Origin of the sequence: Pseudomonas sp. O230, from assembly GCF_045447035.1 — a bacterium.
GTDB lineage: Bacteria > Pseudomonadota > Gammaproteobacteria > Pseudomonadales > Pseudomonadaceae > Aquipseudomonas.
On the sequence record NZ_JBJGXN010000001.1, the window covers coordinates 220,701 to 240,344 of the forward strand.

The window sequence follows — 19,644 nt, forward strand, 5'->3', positions numbered from 1 at the left end:
CTGTGAAACAGAACTCCCTGAATGGATGGTTCAAGAGCGGCGCCCCCGGCGTCTGGATCAGCGGTGGCGCGGTGTCCATCGCGGTCATCATGACCATTGGCCTGCTCGCGGTAATTGCCGTGCGCGGTCTGGGTCACTTCTGGCCGGCGGAACTGATTCATGCCAGCTACGACGTACCGGGCCAGGCCAATCACCTGGTCATCGGCGAAGTGGTGCAGAAAGAAGAAGTGCCGCGCGAGCGCCTGAAAAGCGCTGGCCTGCCTGTGCCCGATCAGGGCCCGGAGTTCATGACCCGCGAGCTGATCAAGGTCGGCAACCGTGATTTGAACGGCAACGACTTCACCTGGATCGTCGGCGAGTGGCTGACTAATCAGAAAACCCCGCCTGAGCTGATGGCCATTGAGCGTCGCGAGTGGGGCAATTTCTACGGCTACCTGGTCAACGTCAAACAGGACGGCAAGGTCATCGCCGAAGGTGAAGCGGCGTGGCCTGAGTTGCAGGCACGAGTGGATCGCGTGAACAAGCTCGCGGCCCAGCTCAAGACCCTGGAAAAGGTCGACATCGGCGCAATCAACTCCGGCCTCGAGCGCATCCGTCTGCACGGTCGCAAACTGGAACTGGCGGGCAAGCTCGATGCCACCGCGCAAGCGGACATGGAATCCGAGCGCGCCGAGCTGAACGCACGGTATCAGGACATTGAAGCGCGCCTGAACGACCTGCACGCCCAGTTCAACCGCGACAGCCTGACGGCCCGCGATGCCAACGGCAAAGAGCTTGAAATCGGCATCGGCAAAGTGGTTCACGCCTATCAGCCGAACGCCATGGGCACGATGACCAAGATCGGTTTCTACTTCAGCAAGGTCTGGGAATTCCTCAGCGACGACCCGCGTGAAGCGAACACCGAAGGCGGGATTTTCCCGGCGATTTTCGGCACCGTGATGATGACCCTGATCATGGCGATGATCGTGACCCCGTTCGGTGTCCTGGCGGCGGTTTACCTGCGTGAGTACGCCAAGCAGAACGCACTGACGCGGATTATCCGCATCGCCGTGAACAACCTGGCGGGCGTTCCGGCCATCGTTTACGGCGTGTTCGGTCTGGGCTTCTTCGTTTACGTGCTGGGTGGCTCGGTCGACCGCTTGTTCTTCCCGGAAGCGCTGCCGGCGCCGACCTTCGGTACGCCGGGTCTGCTCTGGGCGTCGTTGACCCTGGCGCTGCTGGCGGTGCCAGTGGTGATCGTGGCCACCGAAGAAGGCCTGGCGCGGATTCCTCGCACCGTGCGTGAAGGCTCGTTGGCCCTCGGCGCAACCAAGGCTGAAACCTTGTGGAAGATCGTGCTGCCAATGGCCAGCCCGGCGATGATGACCGGCATGATCCTCGCCGTGGCGCGCGCCGCCGGTGAAGTGGCGCCGCTGATGCTGGTGGGTGTGGTGAAGCTGGCGCCGTCGCTGCCGCTGGACGGCAACTACCCGTACCTGCACCTTGACCAGAAGATCATGCACTTGGGCTTCCATATTTATGACGTCGGCTTCCAGAGCCCGAACGTCGAAGCCGCACGACCGCTGGTGTACGCCACGGCGCTGCTGCTGGTACTGGTGATCGCGACATTGAACCTGTCGGCCGTTTATATCCGGAACCATCTGCGCGAAAAATACAAAGCACTCGACAGCTAATACAAGTCCTGTGGGAGCTGGCTTGCCAGCGATGGCATCACCGCGGTGTTATTGAAACACCGCATCGCCTGCATCGCTGGCAAGCCAGCTCCCACAGGGACCGCGACAGACACAGAATTTGAGTAACCCGCTGGCTCCGCCGCGGATCAACGAACCGAATTTGTCAGCACAGGGAGCCTCCCATGCAGCACGAAACCCATACCCACGGCATCAACATGTCCGCCCTGGGTCGCGACAAACAGAGCCTGAGTCTCGAACAGGAAACCGTGGCCATTGAAGTGCCGGGCCTGAGCCTGTTCTACGGCGACAAACAAGCGTTGTACGACGTCAGCATGAACATCCCGAAACAGCGCGTGACCGCCTTCATCGGCCCGTCCGGCTGCGGCAAGTCCACGCTGCTGCGCACCTTCAACCGCATGAACGACCTGGTCGACGGCTGCCGCGTAGAAGGCGAAATCAACCTGTACGGCAACAACATCTACCGCAAGGGCGAAGACGTTGCCGAGCTGCGTCGTCGCGTCGGCATGGTGTTCCAGAAGCCGAACCCGTTCCCGAAAACCATCTACGAAAACGTGGTCTACGGCCTGCGCATCCAGGGCATTAATAAAAAGCGCATCCTCGACGAAGCGGTCGAGTGGGCGTTGAAAGGTGCGGCGCTGTGGGACGAGGTCAAAGACCGTCTGCACGAGTCGGCACTCGGCCTGTCCGGTGGTCAGCAACAACGTCTGGTGATCGCGCGGACCATCGCCGTGGAACCGGAAGTGCTGCTGCTCGACGAACCGTGCTCGGCACTTGACCCGATCTCGACGCTGAAAGTCGAAGAGCTGATCTACGAACTGAAATCGAAGTTCACCATCGTCATCGTGACCCACAACATGCAACAGGCCGCGCGGGTTTCCGACTACACGGCGTTCATGTACATGGGCAAACTGGTGGAATTCGGCGACACCGATACCCTGTTCACCAATCCGGCGAAGAAGCAGACCGAAGACTACATCACCGGTCGTTACGGCTAGGAAGCTGTGGTTGCTCACTGAACTGACGCTGCGGCCCACCGCACCTTACCGGACGCTCCAAGGACGCCAACATGATTAGTAAAGAAGGCCTTACTCACCACATTTCCGCGCAGTTCAACGCCGAGCTGGAGGAAGTGCGCAGCCACCTCCTGGCCATGGGCGGGCTGGTGGAAAAGCAGGTCAACGACGCGGTGACCGCGCTGATCGAGGCCGACTCCGGCCTGGCCCAGCAGGTGCGCGAGATCGACGACCAGATCAACCAGATGGAACGCAACATCGACGAAGAATGCCTGCGCATTCTCGCCCGTCGTCAGCCGGCGGCGTCCGACTTGCGTTTGATCATCAGCATCTCCAAGTCGGTGATCGATCTGGAGCGCATCGGCGACGAAGCGACCAAGATTGCCCGCCGCGCCATCCAGTTGTGCGAGGAAGGCGAAGCCCCGCGCGGTTACGTCGAGGTGCGCCACATCGGCGACCAGGTGCGCAACATGGTGCGTGACGCACTGGACGCGTTTGCCCGTTTCGATGCCGACCTGGCGTTGTCGGTGGCGCAGTACGACAAGATCATCGACCGCGAATACAAGACCGCCCTGCGTGAACTCGCCACCTACATGATGGAAGACCCGCGCTCTATCTCGCGGGTCTTGAGCATCATCTGGGTGCTGCGTTCGCTGGAGCGCATCGGCGACCACGCGCGCAACATTTCCGAGCTGGTGATTTACCTGGTGCGCGGCACCGACGTGCGCCACTTGGGCCTCAAGCGCATGAAGGAAGAAGTTGAAGGCACAAGTGGTGAAACCGCTAATGTTCCGGGCAAAGTTGACGATAAGTAATATTGCCCAAGTAAAGCGCCCGGCCTTTTGGCCGGGCGTTTTTGTTTGCGGGTTTACGAATTTGAATGCAGCACCCGCGAACGAAAAGTCCCGGCGTGACTGAAGGTTTTTGGCAATGTGCCATCAGCAAAGCGGTATGCTTGCCGGGATTTTTTAAAGGGGTGATGGATGAGTAAGGTCAGTGTATTGGTCGTGGACGATGCGTCGTTCATTCGTGACCTGGTGAAGAAGTGCCTGCGCAACTACTTCCCCGGGATCCGCATTGAAGACGCGGTCAACGGCAAGAAGGCTCAGGCCATTCTCGCTCGGGAAGCGTTCGATCTGGTCCTGTGCGACTGGGAAATGCCGGAAATGTCCGGCCTGGAACTGCTGACTTGGTGCCGCGAGCAGGACAACCTCAAGACCATGCCCTTTGTCATGGTGACCAGCCGTGGCGACAAAGAGAACGTCGTCCAGGCGATCCAGGCCGGTGTATCCGGCTACGTCAGCAAGCCGTTCACCAACGAACAGCTGCTGACCAAGGTCAAGCAGGCGCTGAACAAGGTCGGCAAGCTCGACACGTTGATGAACAGCGCGCCGACCAAAATGAACTCGGCATTCGGCAACGATTCTTTGAGCGCATTGACCGGCGGCAAGCCTGCCGTGGCCAGCGTTGCGCCGGCTGCTGCATCGGCGGCCCCGATTGCCCGTCCTGCCGCTGCTGCGCCAGCGGCTGCCGCACCGTCCCGTGGTTTGCTCAACAGCCCGCCGGTGAAAGCGCCCGTGGCGTCTGCAGCGCCATCCGGCGGTCGTGGCCAAGGCCAATTACGCCTGCCGAACGGCATTCAGCAATGCGTGATCAAGGCCTTGAGCCTCAAGGAAGCGCTGCTGGTGGTCAAACGCAGCGAAGCCCTGCCGCAAGTACTCGACAGCGCCGTGCTCGATCTGGAGCAGGGCGACAACGCTGAAGTCGCCCGTCTGAACGGCTACCTCCACGCCATCGTCGCCCACGAGCAGAAGCCCGACAGCGAATGGCTGCAATTGACGTTTCGTTTCGTTGATCAGGACGCGCAGAAACTCGATTACATCTCCCGTTTGATAGCACGTGGTACGGCGCAGAAGCATTTCGTTCCAGGCGCGTGATCTTCGTCGCCTGACAGTCCGCCATCGCGGGCAAGCCTCGCTCCACAGGATTTGGGTTGTCATCAATGACATGACCGACACAAAACCTGTGGGAGCGGGCTTGCCCGCGAAGGGGCCCTCAGATTCACCACACATCCGCTTAACTGCCCATTTTGAAACATCTGCCGACTACCCGGGTCCATTGCAGCTGCTAGGCTCTTTCCCAGGCCTTACTCGACAGAATCCTGCCCATGCTCGCGCGCTTGCTGTTTTTCTGTGGTCTGTTCATGGCGTCCACCGCAGCCATGGCGATGACTATCTACAAATCCACCGATGCCAATGGCGTGGTCTCCTACAGCGACCGCCCCACGAAGGACTCCCAGGTGTTCACGTTTCGTGATCGCATGGTCGAGCACCTTGAGCGGCAGGTGTACCTGGTCATCTCAAAGAAGAAGGGCGTCGACAGCGTTTACGTGCGCAATGACCTGTATGCACCGGTAGAAATCGAGTTGAGCTTCGCCGGCCTGCAGAACGTCAGCGGTGCGCCGAGCCGACCGATTCGCCGGGTCATGCCGGCGCGCAGCAGCATTCGTCTGGCGCTGCTTACGGCGACGCAGGCTGAAAGGCCGCTCACGTACATCCCCAAATTTGAATACTTCCTGGGCGATCCCTCAGGGGCTGCCATGGCCTATCGATACCCGTTCCCCTGGCGTGGCGGACCGTTTCGGCTGAGTCAGGGCGCCAATGGCCAATACAGCCACTTCGGCCCCAAGAATCGCTACGCCATGGACATCGCGATGCCCGAAGGCACGCCGATCGTCGCCGCGCGGGGCGGGGTGGTGGTAAAAACCGAAAATGCCCAGACCGGGCGCGGCAACGATCCGTCGGGCAATTTTGTGCGGGTGCTGCACGATGACGGGACGATGGGCGTGTACTTGCACCTCAAACGAGGTTCGGTGAGTGTTCGCGAGGGGCAGCGCGTATCGGTGGGCAGTCCGTTGGCGCTGTCGGGCAACACCGGCAACAGCAGCGGGCCGCACCTGCATTTCGTGGTGCAGCGCAATACCGGGTTGGGGCTGGTGTCGATTCCGTACCAGTTCAATCAACCGGTGGGGGCGTTGCCCAACTTTGCGTTGGGCAAACAATGATCAATCTGTAGGCGCCGGCTTGCTGCGGGCTCCTACAAGGGTTTGGCTCAGTCGAGCATAAGAACCTTGGCCAGAATGATCTTCGGCCCTTTCATTTTCTTGATGATGATCCGCAAACCTTCGACTTCCAGCACTTCTTCCTCTTCCGGCACCCGTTTCAGGGATTCATAAACCAGCCCGGCGAGGGTTTCGGCTTCGACGTGATCCAGATCGATGCCCAACAGGCGCTCGACCTTGAACAGTGGCGTGTCGCCGCGAACCAGCAGCTTGCCCGGCTGATACGCGAGGATCCCGCGTTCAGCCTTGCGGTGTTCGTCCTGAATGTCGCCGACCAACACTTCCAGCACGTCTTCCATGGTCAGGTAACCGATGATGTTGCCATCGGCCTCTTCGACCAGCGCGAAGTGCGAGCCACCCTTGCGGAACTGCTCAAGCAACTGCGACAGCGGCATGTGCCGCGACACCCGCTCCAGCGGGCGGGTCAATTCAGCCAGGTTGAACGACTCGGGAATGTGGTCCAGGGCTGCCAGTTCCAGCAGCAGGTCCTTGATGTGCAGCAGGCCGACGAACTCCTGGCGATCGCTGTCGTACACCGGATAACGGCTGAACTTGTGGCGACGGAACATCGCCAGGATTTCCTTGAGCGGCGCATTGAACTCCAGCGTCACCAGGTCTTCGCGGGAGTTCGCCCAGTCAACCACTTCCAGCTCGCCCATTTCCACGGCCGAGGCCAATACGCGCATGCCTTGGTCGCTGGGGTCCTGGCCACGGCTGGAGTGCAGGATCAGTTTCAGTTCTTCACGGCTGTAATGGTGCTCGTGGTGGGGGCCGGGCTCACCCTGACCGGCGATCCGCAGGATCGTGTTGGCGCTGGCGTTGAGCAGGTAAATCGCCGGGTACATTGCCCAATAAAACAAGTACAGCGGCACGGCGGTCCACAACGACAGCAGCTCCGGTTTGCGGATGGCCCAGGATTTCGGCGCGAGTTCGCCGACCACGATGTGCAGGTACGAGATCACAAAGAACGCGGCGAAGAACGACACGCCTTTGATCACCTCGGCCGACTGTACGCCGACGGTTTCCAGCAGTGGCTCGAGGATGTGCGCGAACGCCGGTTCACCGACCCAGCCAAGACCAAGGGAAGCGAGGGTGATACCCAACTGGCACGCCGACAGGTAGGCATCGAGCTGACTGTGAACGGTGCGCAGGATGTGCCCGCGCCAGCCGTTTTTCTCAGCGATGGCCTCGACCCGGGTCGAGCGCAGTTTGACCATGGCAAATTCCGCCGCAACGAAAAAACCGTTGAGCAAAACCAGGATCAGAGCAAAAAGAATCATGCCGAAGTCGGCAAAGAGTGTCGCGAGGGTAAAGCCAGGGGAAGGGTCCATGATGGAGTTTTGCGGTTTCCGTGAATTCGAAAAAGGGGTAAATGCGGTGCCTGAAGGGCAGGCACAAGTCAGCCAATGTAGCGGCTGACTTGTTGATTGCCTAGTGGCGAGTGCTGGTCGGTATCAATCGGCCGTGCTGATGACCCGGGATTTGGTGACCTGGGCCGGCGCGAAATGGCAAGTAAACGTACTGCCGTGGCCCGGCACGCTGCTGATTTCCATCCGTGCGCGGTGGCGCAGCAGCACATGCTTGACGATCGCCAGCCCAAGCCCGGTGCCGCCGGTGTTGGAGTTGCGGCTGGAATCGACACGGTAGAAGCGTTCGGTCAGGCGCGGCAGGTGTTTGCTGTCGATGCCGATGCCGGAGTCCTGCACGCTCAGGTGCGCGCCTTGCTCGTCGCCCCACCAGCGAATGCGAATGTTGCCTTCGGCCGGGGTGTATTTCACCGCGTTGAACACCAGATTGGAGAATGCGCTGCGCAATTCGGCTTCGCTGCCCTTGAGCAGAATCGTCGGATCGGCTTCGAGGGTGATGCGCTGATTCTTTTGCCCGGACAGTTGCTGTGCGTCGCCCTTGATCGATTGCAGCAAACCGTCGATGGCCACGGGATGGTTGTCCGACGGGTAATCGGTGGCTTCCAGTTTGGCCAGCAGCAGCAAGTCATTGAGCAGCGTCTGCATGCGCCCGCCTTGTTGCTGCATCTGCTGCAACGCACGGGACCAGCGCGGGTTCACGTCCTCGACGTTGTCGAGCAGGGTTTCCAGATACCCGCAGATCACCGTCAGCGGCGTGCGCAGTTCATGGGAGACGTTGGCGATAAAGTCTTTGCGCATCTGTTCCAGCTGATGGATGCGCGTCACGTCGCGCACCAGCATCAAGTGTTCGTTGTTGCCGTAGCGGGTGATGTACAGCTGAATGCGCAGGCGATCGTTGATCGGAGAAGGGATTTCCAGCGGTTCGGCGTAGCTGTCCTGCTCGAAATATTCCTTGAAGCGCGGATGGCGCACCAGGTTAGTCACCGGCTGACCGCTGTCCTGCGGCGTCTTGAGCCCGAGCAGGGTTTCCGCCGCGCGGTTCCACCATTCGAGGTTGCCGTCGGTGTCGAGCATGATCACCGCGTCTTTCAGCGCGGCAGTGGATTCCTGGACCCGGTCGATCACTGCTTGCAGGCGTCCGCGTACCCGTTGGTCGCGGCGTTGCAAGTGATAGATGCTGTCGAACACTTCGCCCCACAGGCCATAGCCATCGGGCGGCGCTTCATCGGGTTTGTGCAGGCGCAGCCACTCGTGCAGACGCAGCAATTGCTTGAGGGTCCAGGCCAGGTAGAGGCCCAGGCCCGCGGCGAGGCTCCAGCCGTAGTAGCCGGTGATCAGGCCGATCACCAGGCAGGCGGTGACCAGCAGCAGCATGTGGCGAATCAGGGTGCCATGCCAGTTTTGGTTCACTTGAACGAGCGTCCTTGTCAGCTTGTCGGGCGGGAAAGCTCCGGATCAGGCTTTGGTAGAAAAGCGGTAGCCGGTGCCGCGCACGGTTTGTACCAGATTTTCGTAGGCATCACCGAGGGCTTTGCGCAGACGACGGATGTGCACGTCGACGGTGCGTTCCTCGACATAGACGTTGCCGCCCCAGACTTGATCCAGCAACTGGCCACGGGTGTAGGCGCGTTCCTGGTGGGTCATGAAAAATTGCAGCAAGCGATATTCGGTCGGGCCCATCTCGGCGGGTTTGCCGTCGATGGTCACGCGGTGGCTGATCGGGTCCAGCAGCAGGCCGCCGACTTCAATCGGCGCTTCGCCATCGGTCGGGCCGGCGCGGCGCAGCACGGCTTTGAGGCGCGCGACCAGCTCGCGGGGGGAAAACGGTTTAGTGATGTAGTCGTCGGCGCCGACTTCCAGGCCCTGGATCTTGTTGTCCTCTTCACCCTTGGCGGTGAGCATGATGATCGGGATGTCCCCGGTCAGCTCATCGCGCTTCAAGCGGCGGGCCAGTTCGATGCCGGAGGTGCCGGGCAGCATCCAGTCGAGCAGGATCAGGTCCGGTTTACGGTCGACAATGATCGCGTGGGCCTGCTGCGAGTTCTCGGCCTCCAGGCAGTCATAGCCGGCCATTTCCAACGCCACGGCGATCATTTCGCGAATGGGCGCTTCGTCGTCGACGATCAGAATGCTCCTGCCAACCATGCCATTAATCCTCTTGTCATTTAACTGTCTTGCGCCGCATTAGATAACGGAATTATTGCAGTCGTGTGACAGTATTTTAGTCGCCCGGCGATAGTCATGATCCTGAACTAAGCTCTAAGTCCGAATCCTGACAACCACAAGAGAAGGTTTCCATGACTCAATATTCGTTCTCCCTTAAGGCGCTGATGCTGGCTGCTGCTCTGGCTTTGCCAACCATGGCCTTCGCTGCCGAACCCGCCATGATGAAAGGCGGGATGATGGTCGATCACAAGGGCATGACCGTTTATACGTTCGACAAGGACGCTGGCGGCAAGTCGATGTGTAATGCCGATTGCGCCAAAAACTGGCCACCGATGATGGCGCCAGCGGGTGCCAAGGCTGAGGGTAAATGGACGGTCATCAAGCGCGATGACGGCATGATGCAATATGCCTACGACGGCAAACCGCTGTACACGTTCGTGAAGGACGAAAAACCTGGAGAAATGAAAGGCGACGGCATGAAAGACGTGTGGCACGTCGTTCACGAGTCGCAGAAGTAACCGATCAAACCTGTAGCCGCTGCCGAAACATGCGTTCGGCAGCGGCTAGGGCGATCAGCGAATGGCGTAATCCAGCACAATCCCGACAAAAATCGCCAACCCCGCCCAGTGGTTGTGCAAAAACGCCTTGAAGCAGCGGATCCGGTCCTTGCCACGGGTGTACCAGAACTCCCAGGCAAAACAGCCCGCCGCCGCCAGCAATCCCAGGTGGAACCAGCCGCCCAACTCGAATTTCGAACCGGCCAGCAGCAGGCAGCCTAACGCCAACCCTTGCAGGGTCAGGATGATCACCCGGTCGGCCTCGCCAAACAGAATCGCCGTGGATTTCACACCGATCTTCAAGTCGTCGTCGCGATCCGTCATCGCGTAATACGTGTCGTAACCCACTGTCCACAGCAGATTGGCAATCCACAGCAGCCACGCCGCCGCCGGCAACTCGCCGGTTTCAGCGGTGAACGCCATCGGCATCCCCCAGGAGAACGCCGCGCCCAGCACCACTTGCGGGTAATAGGTGTAGCGCTTCATGAACGGGTAACTAAAGGCCAGCGCCAGGCCGCCGAACGATAGCCAGACCGTCGCCGCGTTGGTGCACAACACCAGCAGGAAACTCACGCCCATCAACAGCGCAAAAAACACCAACGCTTCCCTGGAGCTGATCTTGCCGCTCACCAATGGCCGTTGTTCAGTGCGTTTCACATGGCCATCAACCTTGCGATCGGCCCAGTCGTTGATCACGCAACCGCCGGCGCGGGTCAGCACCGCGCCGAGCACGAAGATCACCACGTTGGCCAGCGACGGCGAACCTTTGCCGGCAATCCACAGCGCCCACAGCGTCGGCCACAGCAGCAGGTAAATGCCGATCGGCTTGTCCATGCGCGTCAGTTGGATGAAGTCCCAGGCCCTTGGGTTCAAGCGGTTCAGGGACTTGAGCAGGCTCTGGTACATCAGCAGTTCTCCGGATGGGCGCGGGTGGCGAGCCACAAGGTCGGCAGGAAGATTTCGGCTACCAGTACGCTCAAGGCGCCACGGTCGAAACGTGAGCGCCGGCCCCACAAGTCAGCTGCCCGACACTCCAGCGGCAGCCATTCCTGAGGATAGTGGCAAACCTCGATGGCGCGGCGCTGGAACGCCTGATCGCAGAACAGCAACTCGCCCAGCGAACGGCTGCCCAACTCGTCCATGTGCAAACCATCGCCCTGCAACGCGCTGCGTGCCGCCACGCTGCGAGCAAACACCCAGGCCTCGCCGTGACCGCGCAAATACACCTCGCGCACCCAGCCTTCGCTGCCTTCGGCCAGGTCCAGCGCCGCACATTCGTCGGCGCGCAGCGATTGCCAGCCTTCGAACAATGGCGTGACGCTGAAGCCGTCATTCGACAAGCGGGTCAGCCGTCGGGTCAGCGAACCTTCGTCGAACAACCAGTCGCGGGTAGACGTGTCGGGGAGCGGCGAAAGTCGGCTTTGGGGAAGCCAGAATGGAGGTTTTGAGTGCGGCACAGTGAGTCATTATTGGCAGCAAATGAGGCGGCGAGCTTACCATGTCGGTCGGCGATTTTGATTGATCCGGCACGGCATTGCGTCGAACAGGCTTGCATCTGGCGGGCCCGATCAGTACAAAACGCCCTGAGCCGGACGGCAGCGCTGTAACCATCGACCGTTCGCGCCGGCAATAAGCCTGAACCCTGAGGAAGTACCTGAATGAAAAAGTGGCAATGTGTGGTCTGTGGCCTGATCTACAACGAAGCCGACGGCTGGCCGGATGACGGCATTGCGCCGGGCACCCTGTGGCAAGACGTGCCGGAAGACTGGCTGTGCCCGGACTGCGGCGTCGGCAAGATGGATTTCGAAATGATCGAAATCAACTAAGACATTTAGAGGAGTAAGGAATGAACGCACCTGTCGTGATCGTCGGCACCGGGCTGGCTGGCTACAACCTGGCCCGGGAGTTTCGCAAACTCGATAGCGAAACCCCGCTGCTGCTGATTACCGCCGATGACGGGCGCTCCTACTCCAAGCCGATGCTTTCCACGGGCTTCGGCAAGAACAAAGACGCTGATGGCCTGAGCATGGCCGAACCGGGCGCCATGGCCGAGCAACTGAAGGCCGAAGTGCGCACCCACACGCGCATCAGCGGCATCGACCCTGGCCACAAGCGCCTGTGGATCGGCGAAGAATCGGTGATCTACCGCGACCTGATCCTGGCTTGGGGCGCCGAAACCGTGCGGGTGCCTATTGAGGGTGACGCGGCGGACGCGGTGTTCCCGATCAATGACCTCGAAGACTACGCGCGCTTTCGCGCGGCTGCGGCTGGCAAGCGTCGGGTGTTGTTGCTCGGTGCCGGCCTGATCGGGTGTGAGTTTGCCAACGACTTGATCTTGGGCGGTTACGAGGTGCAACTGGTTGCACCGTGCGAACAGGTCATGCCGACCCTGCTGCACCCGGCAGCAGCCGCTGCGGTCCAGGCCGGGCTGGAAAGCCTCGGTGCACGTTTCCACCTCGGGCCGGTGCTCAATCGCTTGCAGCGTGTTGCCGATGGACTGGAAGCGCATCTGTCGGACGGTCAGGTTATCCCTTGCGACGTGGTCGTTTCGGCCATCGGCCTGCGTCCGCGCATCGACCTGGCGGCGGCTGCCGGTGTGCAGGTCAATCGCGGCGTGGTCGTCGACCGTCACCTGAAAACCTCTCACGCCAATATCTACGCGCTGGGCGACTGCGCCGAAGTCGACGGGCTGAATCTGCTGTACGTGATGCCCCTCATGAGCTGTGCGAGAGCGCTGGCACAAACCCTCGCCGGAAACCCGACCGCGGTGAGCTATGGCGCAATGCCAATCACCGTCAAAACGCCTGTTTGCCCCTTGGTGGTTTCCCCGCCGCCACGGGGTTTGGAAGGTGTGTGGACGGTCGAAGGGCAGGGCGCTGACATCAAGGCTTTATGCCGCGATGCCACGGGCAAATTGCTCGGATATGCCCTGACAGGCGCGGCGGTGATGGAAAAACTCGCGCTTAACAAAGAACTTCCACCGCTGCTGGCGTAAATACCGGTCGTTCTGTCGGAATCACCCCGCTTTTGCCCCTACAAACGTCGCGCCGAGACTGGCGCGGCTCTTCGGTGCGTGCCATCCTCACTCCCGTCTGCCGCAGAGTAGAGCACCTGCGGCGCTTTGGGCGCTGTTCCAACGAGAACAGCACGGACATAACAACAAAAAACCGTCAAAGGGGCTTCACTAATGCGTAAACCAGAACTCGCTGCCGCCATCGCGGAAAAAGCAGATCTCACCAAAGAGCAGGCCAACCGCGTTCTCAACGCCGTTCTCGAAGAAATCACCGGCGCCCTGCACCGCAAGGACAGCGTCACGCTGGTCGGCTTCGGCACCTTCCTGCAACGCCACCGCGGAGCCCGCACTGGCAAAAACCCGCAAACCGGTGAGCCCGTGAAAATCAAGGCCAGCAACACCGTTGCGTTCAAGCCCGGCAAATCGTTGAAAGACAGCGTTAATCCGTAACACCTACCGACTTCCCGCGCAGCGCGGGAGCGGAACAAAAAATGGGCACGCCAACCGGGTTGGGTGCCCATTTTTTTATGGTCGTGAAGGTCCTGCCGGTCGCCCTCGGATCAGACAACGCGAGCCCCTTGTAGGAGCCAGCTTGCTGGCGATACCGGCTTATCAATCAACATTGAAGTCGCCTGACACACCGCCATCGCCAGCAGCCGGCTCCTACAGTTCAATCGACGCGGAGTTGTTGTCTGGCGAAAATCGCCGCCATTTCCGGCTCATCCAGATGATCCAGCGCACGCTCCACCAACAAATGCACCCCGTCGGCCATCCGACTTAGCGCCAGGGCTTTGGAGCGGGGTGAACCGTCCACATCGTCCGCGAGGTCGGCGGCGATGGCGCTGATGGACAGCAGGTCTTCCGAAGCATTAGCCAAGAGGGTTTCGGTGTGGAGGTCGGGAGCGACGATGAAGAGCGCACCGTTGCGACGTTTCGATTGTTTATCCGGAGCGGTGCCGAGGTGATGGTCGAGGGCGCGTTCGGCGGCTTCGTGGAGTTTTTTGGAGTCGAAGGATTCGTAGGGGGAGGTGGCTTCGTGTTCTGGGGGGTTGGGTGTTGGCTTGATCATTGGCATTTCCGATATGTGTTATTGGGAGTGGCTGACTCCTCATCGCTTGCATTCGAATAAGGGTGGCAGCCGTGCGCAGGTGTGCAAGACCGGGCATATCGGAACCCGGCAGACCCCAAAGGGACCTCCCACGCACAGCCGCCATAAAGCATCTACAGCGAGCAAAAAAACGCTCGACGTTTGGTTGGCGAGTGTGCGGCGATATGTACCGGACTTGCACGTCCGTGTCACCGTTTTTGCGGTAACGAACAAAGACTATCGGCGAAGCCAGTAGCTGCCTAGTTCATGAACAACGCCGTGAGTCGAAGGAAATGTCCGATACGGTCGAGCGTAGAAACCTCAATTAATCCGGCCTTTTAAACAGCAGTGTTTCGTCAATGACTTGGTAGTCATCAGCGTCAAAAAGTACGGCATCTTCTTCTAACACTGCGCAATGGTGGCGTTCTCGCTTGAAGCCGCTACACTGCGCCGGCCGTTCATTTTTCTCTTGAGGCTGTGCGCATGAAATTTCGTTTTCTTCTGTGGATGCTGGGTTTGTTGATGGGTAAGGCCAGTCGGACCAATCCTGCGTTTCAACAGCAGTTGGGCGACAAGGAGTTGGTGTTCCAGCTACAGACCCTGGACGGGAAAGTGGCGCGGCATTTCTTTGTGAAGGATCAGCGCATTACCAGCCAGTCGGGCGTTTATGCCGAGCCGGCGTTTGCGATTGCCTTTAAAGATGCGGCGTATGGCTTTGCGACGATGCAGGCGAAGAACAAGCAGTTGGCGTTTATGACGGGGATTCAGGACAAGTCGATTCAGATCAAGGGCAACCCGGCGCTGGTGATCTGGTTTCAGGGGTTGACCAAGTATTTGAAGCCGCGGAAGGCTAAGGCTAAAGCCAAGGTTTGAGGCCGATGATTAACCCTGTGGCGAGGGGAGTTTCACGTAGACCGAGGTGGGTTCATCGCGGGCAAGCCACGCTCCCACAGGATCACCTAAATCCTGTGGGAGCGTGGCTTGCCCGCGAAGCTTTTTAGGCTTGAGTAAATTGCGAGGCCAGTTCGCGCAGTAGCACTTCAGCCTCGAGAACTTTGCTGACGACGTCGTTGGCTTTGTCGCGGGTCAGGCCGACGCGTTCCAGCAGGGCGTCGGGGATGTCTTCATCCGGACCGGAACCGATGCCGCGGCTACGCAGCAATCGCACGGACAGGCAGACGAGGTTCGGGTACTCAGCGTAAGCACCGTCGTAGCTTGGGTCGTGCTGGAAGCGCAGCGCCGTGGCCAGTTCGTCCGGCATGTCCCAGTAGCGCATCAGCCACGAGCCGATCTGTTCGCGGCTGATGCCCAGCAGGTGTTGCTCGACGAAGCTGTGGCACAGGTGCGGGTTGACCTCCAGGTGGCGGCAGATCAGCGAGAAGTGCGGCGGGAACACGTGGGCCAGCAGCAAATAACCAAAGTTGTGCAGCAGGCCGGCGAGGTAGGTCAGGCCGGCTTCCGGGCGTTGGGCGCGGGGCATGGCACGGGTCAGGCCTTCGATGACGGCGGCGGTGTAGATCGATTGCTGCCAGTACGGCGTGGTGTGTTGCGGATGGTCTTTGGGCAGGCTGAGGGTTTTGCCCAGGGCCAGGCCCAGCGCGAGGTTGATCACCAGGTCGAAACCCAGCACCCGCACGATGGCGTCTTCCACTGAACGAATCTTGCCCGGCGAGGCGTAGTACGGCGACGCCGCCCAGCTCACGACTTGTGCGGCCAGCGCCGGGTCGGTTTCGACCACGCCGGTGATGTCGTCGATGGTGGCGTTGGGGTCGACGCGCAGTTTTATGATTTTTTGCGCGGTCTCGGCCAGCGGCGGAATTTCGATGGTGGCTTCCAGACGTTGCTGGATACGCCGCGCGGTAAACGCCTGGACGGCCTGGGTGATTTCCTCGCGGTCATCGTCGGGGCGGTCGAGGTTCGGGCGGATGCTGCTCACGTTCTCGCCGAAGTTGGCGGCGCTGGCCTTGGTCAGCATGGTCTTGAAGGCTTCGCTGGTGATTTCCAGCAGCACGCCCGGCTCGCCCGAGTTGATCAGCAACTTCGGCTCGCGCAGCAGGCTTTCTTCGTACAGGCACGGCGAGCTGGTCAGCGCCGGCAGGCCGGGCAACAGGTTCAGGTTGTGTTTGCCGAGCATCTTTTCCAGGCGCTCGGTCGACACGGCAGCGAGGCGGCGGCCGGTCAGTTCAGCGAGGCGGTTGAGGTCGAGCAATTGGCTTTGCGGGAACAGCACCATCAGCGCGCCCACGGCGTCGTCGAGCAACACCGCTTGCACCTTGCGCGAGGCATTCAGGCCGTGGTGATCGAGGACTTCTTCGTAGGCGATGCCCAGTTTGGCGAGCAGCAGCCGAATAACAGACGGAGCGTGCGGGGTTTCGGGGACGAGGGCAGCTTCATTCATGGTCTGTATCCGTATTCAAACAATTGCAGGAGTATAACCAGCTTGTTTAAAGGCAGGGTTCAGAAACTGCGACGGTGCTCACACTTGGCCGTATTGCTGCCCGTGGCGTAGCCAGCGGTCGAGCAGCGGGCTGACGTGATCCGGCCAGCGCTCCAGCAATGCCTGTGCGGCGTCGCGCACGGCGGGCAGCAGATCGGCGTCGCGCATCAGGTCGGCGACCTTGAATTGCAGCAGACCGGTCTGCCGCGTGCCGAGCATTTCACCGGGGCCGCGCAGCTCCAGGTCTTTTTCGGCGATGACAAAGCCGTCGTTGGTCTCGCGCATGATGCCCAGGCGCTGACGACCGATTTGCGACAGCGGCGGATGGTAGAGCAGCACGCAATGACTGGCGGCGCTGCCTCGACCGACGCGGCCGCGCAATTGGTGCAACTGTGCGAGGCCGAGGCGTTCGGGGTTTTCGATGATCATCAGGCTGGCGTTCGGCACGTCGACGCCGACTTCAATCACGGTGGTGGCGACCAGCAGTTGCAGGTTGCCGGCCTTGAATTCGGCCATCACGGCGGCTTTTTCCACGGGCTTCATGCGGCCGTGAATCAGCCCGACCTTCAACTCGCCGAGGGCGGCGGTGAGGTCTTCGTAAGTGGTTTCGGCGGCTTGGCAGGTCAGCTCTTCCGACTCTTCGATCAGCGTGCACACCCAATAGGCCTGACGCCCTTCGGCACAAGCGCCGCGCACCCGCTCGATGACTTCGACCCGCCGGGTGTCGGTGACCAGCACGGTGTTGACGGGGGTTCGGCCGGGCGGCAGTTCGTCGAGGATCGAGGTGTCGAGGTCGGCGTAGGCGCTCATCGCCAATGTCCGAGGAATCGGCGTGGCGGTCATGATCAGTTGATGCGGGCACATGCGCCCGCCGACGCCTTTCTGCCGCAACGCCAGCCGCTGCTGCACGCCGAAACGGTGTTGTTCGTCAATGATCACCAGCGCGAGGTTCTTGAACTTCACTTCGTCCTGGAACAGCGCGTGAGTGCCGACCACCATCGGTGTGCCGCTGGCGATTTGTTCCAGCGCGGCCACGCGGTTCTTGCCCTTGAGCTTGCCGGCCAGCCATGCGACGTCGATGCCCAGCGGTTCGAGCCAGCGCTTGAAGGTGATGAAGTGCTGCTCGGCGAGGATCTCGGTCGGCGCCATCAACGCGACTTGGTAACCGGCTTCCAACGCTTGTAGCGCGGCGAAGGCCGCGACCACGGTTTTACCCGCGCCGACGTCGCCCTGAATCAAGCGCAACATCGGCTCGTGCTGACTGAGGTCGTAGGCGATTTCGTTGCCGACGCGTTGTTGGGCGCCGGTCGGTGCGAAGCCGAGGTTGGCCAGGTATTTCGCCGGTAACTTTGTGGCTTTCGGCATCGCCGGCGCGCGCAGGGAACGCATGCTTTCGCGCAGACGTTGCTGCGACAGTTGATGCGTCAGCAGTTCTTCAAAGGCCAGACGGTGCTGCGCCCAGTGATGACCGAGGGCGAGTTCATCGACATCGGCATCGGCGGGTGGGTGATGCAGGTAGCGGATCGCGTCGGCCAGCGGTGCCAGTTGATAGTCTCGCGCCAGCTCGGTCGGCAGCCAGTCGGGCAGGCTGGTCGGGCCGAGCATCGTCAGGGTTTGCATGCACAATTGGCGCAGGCGCTGTTGGGTCAGGCCTTCGGTGAGCGGGTAGACCGGGGTCAGGGTTTCATCCACCGGCGGCGGTTCGTCGCCGGTGATGGCGCGGTATTCCGGGTGGTAGATCTCCAGTCCCGACGCGCCGGGCCGCGCTTCGCCGTAGCAGCGAATCCGCGTGCCGCGTTTGAGGCCTTCTTTTTGGGCGTTGCTGAAATGGTAGAAGCGCAGGCTGAGCCCGCCGGTGCCGTCCTGCAAGCGCACGACCAGGCTACGGCGCCGGCCCATGACCACATCGGCGCCGCTGACGGTGCCTTCGATCACGGCGTCTTGCCCCGGTCGCAAATGGCCGATCGGGACCACGCGGGTGCGGTCCTGATAACGCAGCGGCAGGTGGAACAGCACGTCCTGGAGATTCTCCAGGCCGACCTTGGCCAATTTCTCGGCCATGGCCTCGCCGACACCCTTGAGTGCCGTGACCGACACTTGCGACAACTCGGTCATGACTGCGACTTAAGCCGCAACCACCGGCGCGGGCGGCTTGGCCACCGAGCACAGGCGAATGGAGTCGGCGAGAATTTCAATCGCCTTCGGACGCGGGAAGCTTGCACGCCAGGCGATGGCCACGGTACGGAACGGCACCGGCGGCGTCAGTGGGCGCACTTCGATTACGCCGGGGGCGTAGTGATGGCTGTCCACGGCCGACAGCGGTAGGATCGAAATCCCGAGGCCCGAGGCGACCATGTGGCGAATGGTTTCCAGCGAGCTGGATTCGACCGTGGTGTGCTTGGCGCCGTCGTTGCCTTTGGTCAGCGTCGGGCAGGCTTCCAGCACTTGATCGCGGAAGCAGTGGCCCTCGCCGAGCAACAGCAGACTCTTGTCGTTGAGCAGGGCGGCGTCGATGGATTCTTTTTGCGTCCACGGGTGCTGGGCCGGCATCAGGACGTAGAACGGCTCGTCGTAGAGCTGCAGTGTCAGCACGTCGGCTTCGTTGAACGGCAGGGCGATGATGATCGCGTCGAGCTCGCCGTTGCGCAGTTTGTCGCGCAGCACGTGGGTGAAGTTTTCTTCGATGTACAACGGCATCTGCGGGGCGACCCGGTGCAGTTGTGGAATCAGGTGCGGGAAAAGGTACGGGCCGACGGTGTAGATGGCGCCGACTTTCAGCGGGGCGGTCAGCTGGTTCTTGCCGGCCTGGGCCAGTTCGCGGATGCCTTGGGCCTGCTCCAGGACTTTTTGCGCCTGGGCCACGATGCCTTCACCGACCGGGGTCAGGCGCACGGCGCTTTTGCTGCGCTCGAAAATCAGCACACCGAGTTCGTCTTCAAGCTTTTTCACGCCCACCGACAAGGTCGGCTGGCTGACGTGGCAACGCTCGGCCGCGTGGCCGAAGTGCTGCTCTTGGGCGAGAGTAACGATGTAGCGTAATTCTGTAAGAGTCATAGCAAGCGTCCATGAAGTTGCGGGCCAAGCATACCGGCTGCAATCGATAGACGCACGTTATCAGAGAGAGTGTGTCGAGTGACACCGGGCAATTCCGGTTTGCCGCTGGCAGATATGCGAAAGGCACCTTTTCGG

19 protein-coding genes are annotated in these 19,644 nt (G+C 60.9%); 10 read left to right on the top strand and 9 right to left on the bottom strand.

From position 1 onward, the window contains the following. The first annotated feature begins 2 nt into the window (after positions 1-2). From pstA to ACI77H_RS01090, 5 genes are all read left to right on the top strand, one after another. Positions 3-1,673, top strand: coding sequence for a phosphate ABC transporter permease PstA (gene pstA / locus ACI77H_RS01070; protein WP_407009969.1), 1,671 nt, complete (start codon positions 3-5; stop codon positions 1,671-1,673). Positions 1,674-1,855: 182 nt separating this feature from the next. Beyond that, a complete protein-coding gene (gene pstB / locus ACI77H_RS01075; RefSeq protein WP_201184614.1) occupies positions 1,856-2,689 on the top strand; it encodes a phosphate ABC transporter ATP-binding protein PstB in 834 nt (277 codons plus the stop codon). 71 nt (positions 2,690-2,760) lie between these two features. Further along, the gene (gene phoU / locus ACI77H_RS01080) at positions 2,761-3,522 is read left to right on the top strand and encodes a phosphate signaling complex protein PhoU (protein ID WP_084317714.1); all 762 of its coding nucleotides are present in this window, start codon (positions 2,761-2,763) and stop codon (positions 3,520-3,522) included. 168 nt (positions 3,523-3,690) lie between these two features. Next, on the top strand, positions 3,691-4,644 hold the full coding sequence (locus tag ACI77H_RS01085) for a response regulator (protein WP_407009970.1): 954 nt from the start codon (positions 3,691-3,693) through the stop codon (positions 4,642-4,644). Positions 4,645-4,874: 230 nt separating this feature from the next. After that, positions 4,875-5,771: a peptidoglycan DD-metalloendopeptidase family protein gene (locus tag ACI77H_RS01090; RefSeq protein ID WP_407009971.1), complete on the top strand. Its 897-nt coding sequence runs from the start codon at positions 4,875-4,877 to the stop codon at positions 5,769-5,771. A 47-nt stretch (positions 5,772-5,818) separates the two neighbouring features. Here ACI77H_RS01090 and ACI77H_RS01095 read toward each other — a convergent pair whose 3' ends face one another. The 3 genes from ACI77H_RS01095 to phoB form a co-directional block, all read right to left on the bottom strand. Beyond that, positions 5,819-7,159: a hemolysin family protein gene (locus tag ACI77H_RS01095; protein WP_407009972.1), complete on the bottom strand. Its 1,341-nt coding sequence runs from the start codon at positions 7,157-7,159 to the stop codon at positions 5,819-5,821. Positions 7,160-7,282: 123 nt separating this feature from the next. Further along, entirely contained in the window at positions 7,283-8,569 is a 1,287-nt protein-coding gene (gene phoR, locus ACI77H_RS01100; protein ID WP_407010339.1) for a phosphate regulon sensor histidine kinase PhoR, read from the bottom strand. 81 nt (positions 8,570-8,650) lie between these two features. Then, positions 8,651-9,340: a phosphate regulon transcriptional regulator PhoB gene (gene phoB, locus ACI77H_RS01105; protein WP_007896474.1), complete on the bottom strand. Its 690-nt coding sequence runs from the start codon at positions 9,338-9,340 to the stop codon at positions 8,651-8,653. A gap of 152 nt (positions 9,341-9,492) precedes the next feature. Between phoB and ACI77H_RS01110 the strand changes: the two genes are divergently transcribed. Further along, the gene (locus ACI77H_RS01110; protein ID WP_407009973.1) at positions 9,493-9,879 is read left to right on the top strand and encodes a hypothetical protein; all 387 of its coding nucleotides are present in this window, start codon (positions 9,493-9,495) and stop codon (positions 9,877-9,879) included. A gap of 54 nt (positions 9,880-9,933) precedes the next feature. Here the strand turns inward: ACI77H_RS01110 and ubiA are convergent, their stop codons facing one another. Both ubiA and ACI77H_RS01120 read right to left on the bottom strand, forming a co-directional pair. Then, positions 9,934-10,824: a 4-hydroxybenzoate octaprenyltransferase gene (gene ubiA / locus ACI77H_RS01115; RefSeq protein WP_407009974.1), complete on the bottom strand. Its 891-nt coding sequence runs from the start codon at positions 10,822-10,824 to the stop codon at positions 9,934-9,936. Next, positions 10,824-11,375: a chorismate--pyruvate lyase family protein gene (locus ACI77H_RS01120; protein ID WP_407009975.1), complete on the bottom strand. Its 552-nt coding sequence runs from the start codon at positions 11,373-11,375 to the stop codon at positions 10,824-10,826. Before ACI77H_RS01120 ends, ubiA begins: the two co-directional genes overlap by 1 nt. 201 nt (positions 11,376-11,576) lie before the next feature. On the opposite strand from ACI77H_RS01120, the gene ACI77H_RS01125 reads away from it, so the two are divergent. The 3 genes from ACI77H_RS01125 to ACI77H_RS01135 all read left to right on the top strand — a co-directional run bounded on the left by ACI77H_RS01125 (position 11,577) and on the right by ACI77H_RS01135 (position 13,381). Beyond that, positions 11,577-11,744 (top strand): rubredoxin, encoded by a 168-nt coding sequence (locus ACI77H_RS01125; RefSeq protein WP_007954349.1) that lies wholly within the window; start codon positions 11,577-11,579, stop codon positions 11,742-11,744. A gap of 20 nt (positions 11,745-11,764) precedes the next feature. Continuing rightward, the gene (locus tag ACI77H_RS01130) at positions 11,765-12,913 is read left to right on the top strand and encodes an NAD(P)/FAD-dependent oxidoreductase (protein WP_407009976.1); all 1,149 of its coding nucleotides are present in this window, start codon (positions 11,765-11,767) and stop codon (positions 12,911-12,913) included. 192 nt (positions 12,914-13,105) lie between these two features. Then, on the top strand, positions 13,106-13,381 hold the full coding sequence (locus ACI77H_RS01135) for an HU family DNA-binding protein (RefSeq protein WP_003213368.1): 276 nt from the start codon (positions 13,106-13,108) through the stop codon (positions 13,379-13,381). Between the two features lie 220 nt (positions 13,382-13,601). Here ACI77H_RS01135 and ACI77H_RS01140 read toward each other — a convergent pair whose 3' ends face one another. Next, positions 13,602-14,000, bottom strand: a complete 399-nt coding sequence (locus tag ACI77H_RS01140) for a DUF6124 family protein (protein WP_407009977.1) — start codon at positions 13,998-14,000, stop codon at positions 13,602-13,604. Positions 14,001-14,501: 501 nt separating this feature from the next. On the opposite strand from ACI77H_RS01140, the gene ACI77H_RS01145 reads away from it, so the two are divergent. Continuing rightward, positions 14,502-14,891, top strand: coding sequence for a helicase (locus ACI77H_RS01145; protein WP_407009978.1), 390 nt, complete (start codon positions 14,502-14,504; stop codon positions 14,889-14,891). A gap of 124 nt (positions 14,892-15,015) precedes the next feature. Here the strand turns inward: ACI77H_RS01145 and ACI77H_RS01150 are convergent, their stop codons facing one another. From ACI77H_RS01150 to ACI77H_RS01160, 3 genes are all read right to left on the bottom strand, one after another. Then, positions 15,016-16,416: an HDOD domain-containing protein gene (locus ACI77H_RS01150; protein ID WP_407009979.1), complete on the bottom strand. Its 1,401-nt coding sequence runs from the start codon at positions 16,414-16,416 to the stop codon at positions 15,016-15,018. A gap of 78 nt (positions 16,417-16,494) precedes the next feature. After that, on the bottom strand, positions 16,495-18,570 hold the full coding sequence (recG, locus tag ACI77H_RS01155) for an ATP-dependent DNA helicase RecG (RefSeq protein WP_407009980.1): 2,076 nt from the start codon (positions 18,568-18,570) through the stop codon (positions 16,495-16,497). A gap of 9 nt (positions 18,571-18,579) precedes the next feature. Next, entirely contained in the window at positions 18,580-19,509 is a 930-nt protein-coding gene (locus tag ACI77H_RS01160) for a hydrogen peroxide-inducible genes activator (protein ID WP_017341496.1), read from the bottom strand. Between the last annotated feature and the right edge of the window lie 135 nt (positions 19,510-19,644).

Coding starts and splice junctions, on each gene's coding strand:
- pstB (WP_201184614.1), top strand. CDS start 1,856: ATGCAGCACGAAACCCATACCCACGGCATCAACATGTCCGCCCTGGGT.
- ACI77H_RS01140 (WP_407009977.1), bottom strand. CDS start 14,000: ATGATCAAGCCAACACCCAACCCCCCAGAACACGAAGCCACCTCCCCC.
- ACI77H_RS01150 (WP_407009979.1), bottom strand. CDS start 16,416: ATGAATGAAGCTGCCCTCGTCCCCGAAACCCCGCACGCTCCGTCTGTT.
- ACI77H_RS01135 (WP_003213368.1), top strand. CDS start 13,106: ATGCGTAAACCAGAACTCGCTGCCGCCATCGCGGAAAAAGCAGATCTC.
- phoR (WP_407010339.1), bottom strand. CDS start 8,569: ATGCTGCTGCTGGTCACCGCCTGCCTGGTGATCGGCCTGATCACCGGC.
- ACI77H_RS01085 (WP_407009970.1), top strand. CDS start 3,691: ATGAGTAAGGTCAGTGTATTGGTCGTGGACGATGCGTCGTTCATTCGT.
- recG (WP_407009980.1), bottom strand. CDS start 18,570: ATGACCGAGTTGTCGCAAGTGTCGGTCACGGCACTCAAGGGTGTCGGC.
- ACI77H_RS01125 (WP_007954349.1), top strand. CDS start 11,577: ATGAAAAAGTGGCAATGTGTGGTCTGTGGCCTGATCTACAACGAAGCC.
- ACI77H_RS01110 (WP_407009973.1), top strand. CDS start 9,493: ATGACTCAATATTCGTTCTCCCTTAAGGCGCTGATGCTGGCTGCTGCT.
- ACI77H_RS01130 (WP_407009976.1), top strand. CDS start 11,765: ATGAACGCACCTGTCGTGATCGTCGGCACCGGGCTGGCTGGCTACAAC.
- phoB (WP_007896474.1), bottom strand. CDS start 9,340: ATGGTTGGCAGGAGCATTCTGATCGTCGACGACGAAGCGCCCATTCGC.
- ACI77H_RS01090 (WP_407009971.1), top strand. CDS start 4,875: ATGCTCGCGCGCTTGCTGTTTTTCTGTGGTCTGTTCATGGCGTCCACC.
- ACI77H_RS01095 (WP_407009972.1), bottom strand. CDS start 7,159: ATGGACCCTTCCCCTGGCTTTACCCTCGCGACACTCTTTGCCGACTTC.
- ACI77H_RS01145 (WP_407009978.1), top strand. CDS start 14,502: ATGAAATTTCGTTTTCTTCTGTGGATGCTGGGTTTGTTGATGGGTAAG.
- phoU (WP_084317714.1), top strand. CDS start 2,761: ATGATTAGTAAAGAAGGCCTTACTCACCACATTTCCGCGCAGTTCAAC.
- ACI77H_RS01160 (WP_017341496.1), bottom strand. CDS start 19,509: ATGACTCTTACAGAATTACGCTACATCGTTACTCTCGCCCAAGAGCAG.
- ubiA (WP_407009974.1), bottom strand. CDS start 10,824: ATGTACCAGAGCCTGCTCAAGTCCCTGAACCGCTTGAACCCAAGGGCC.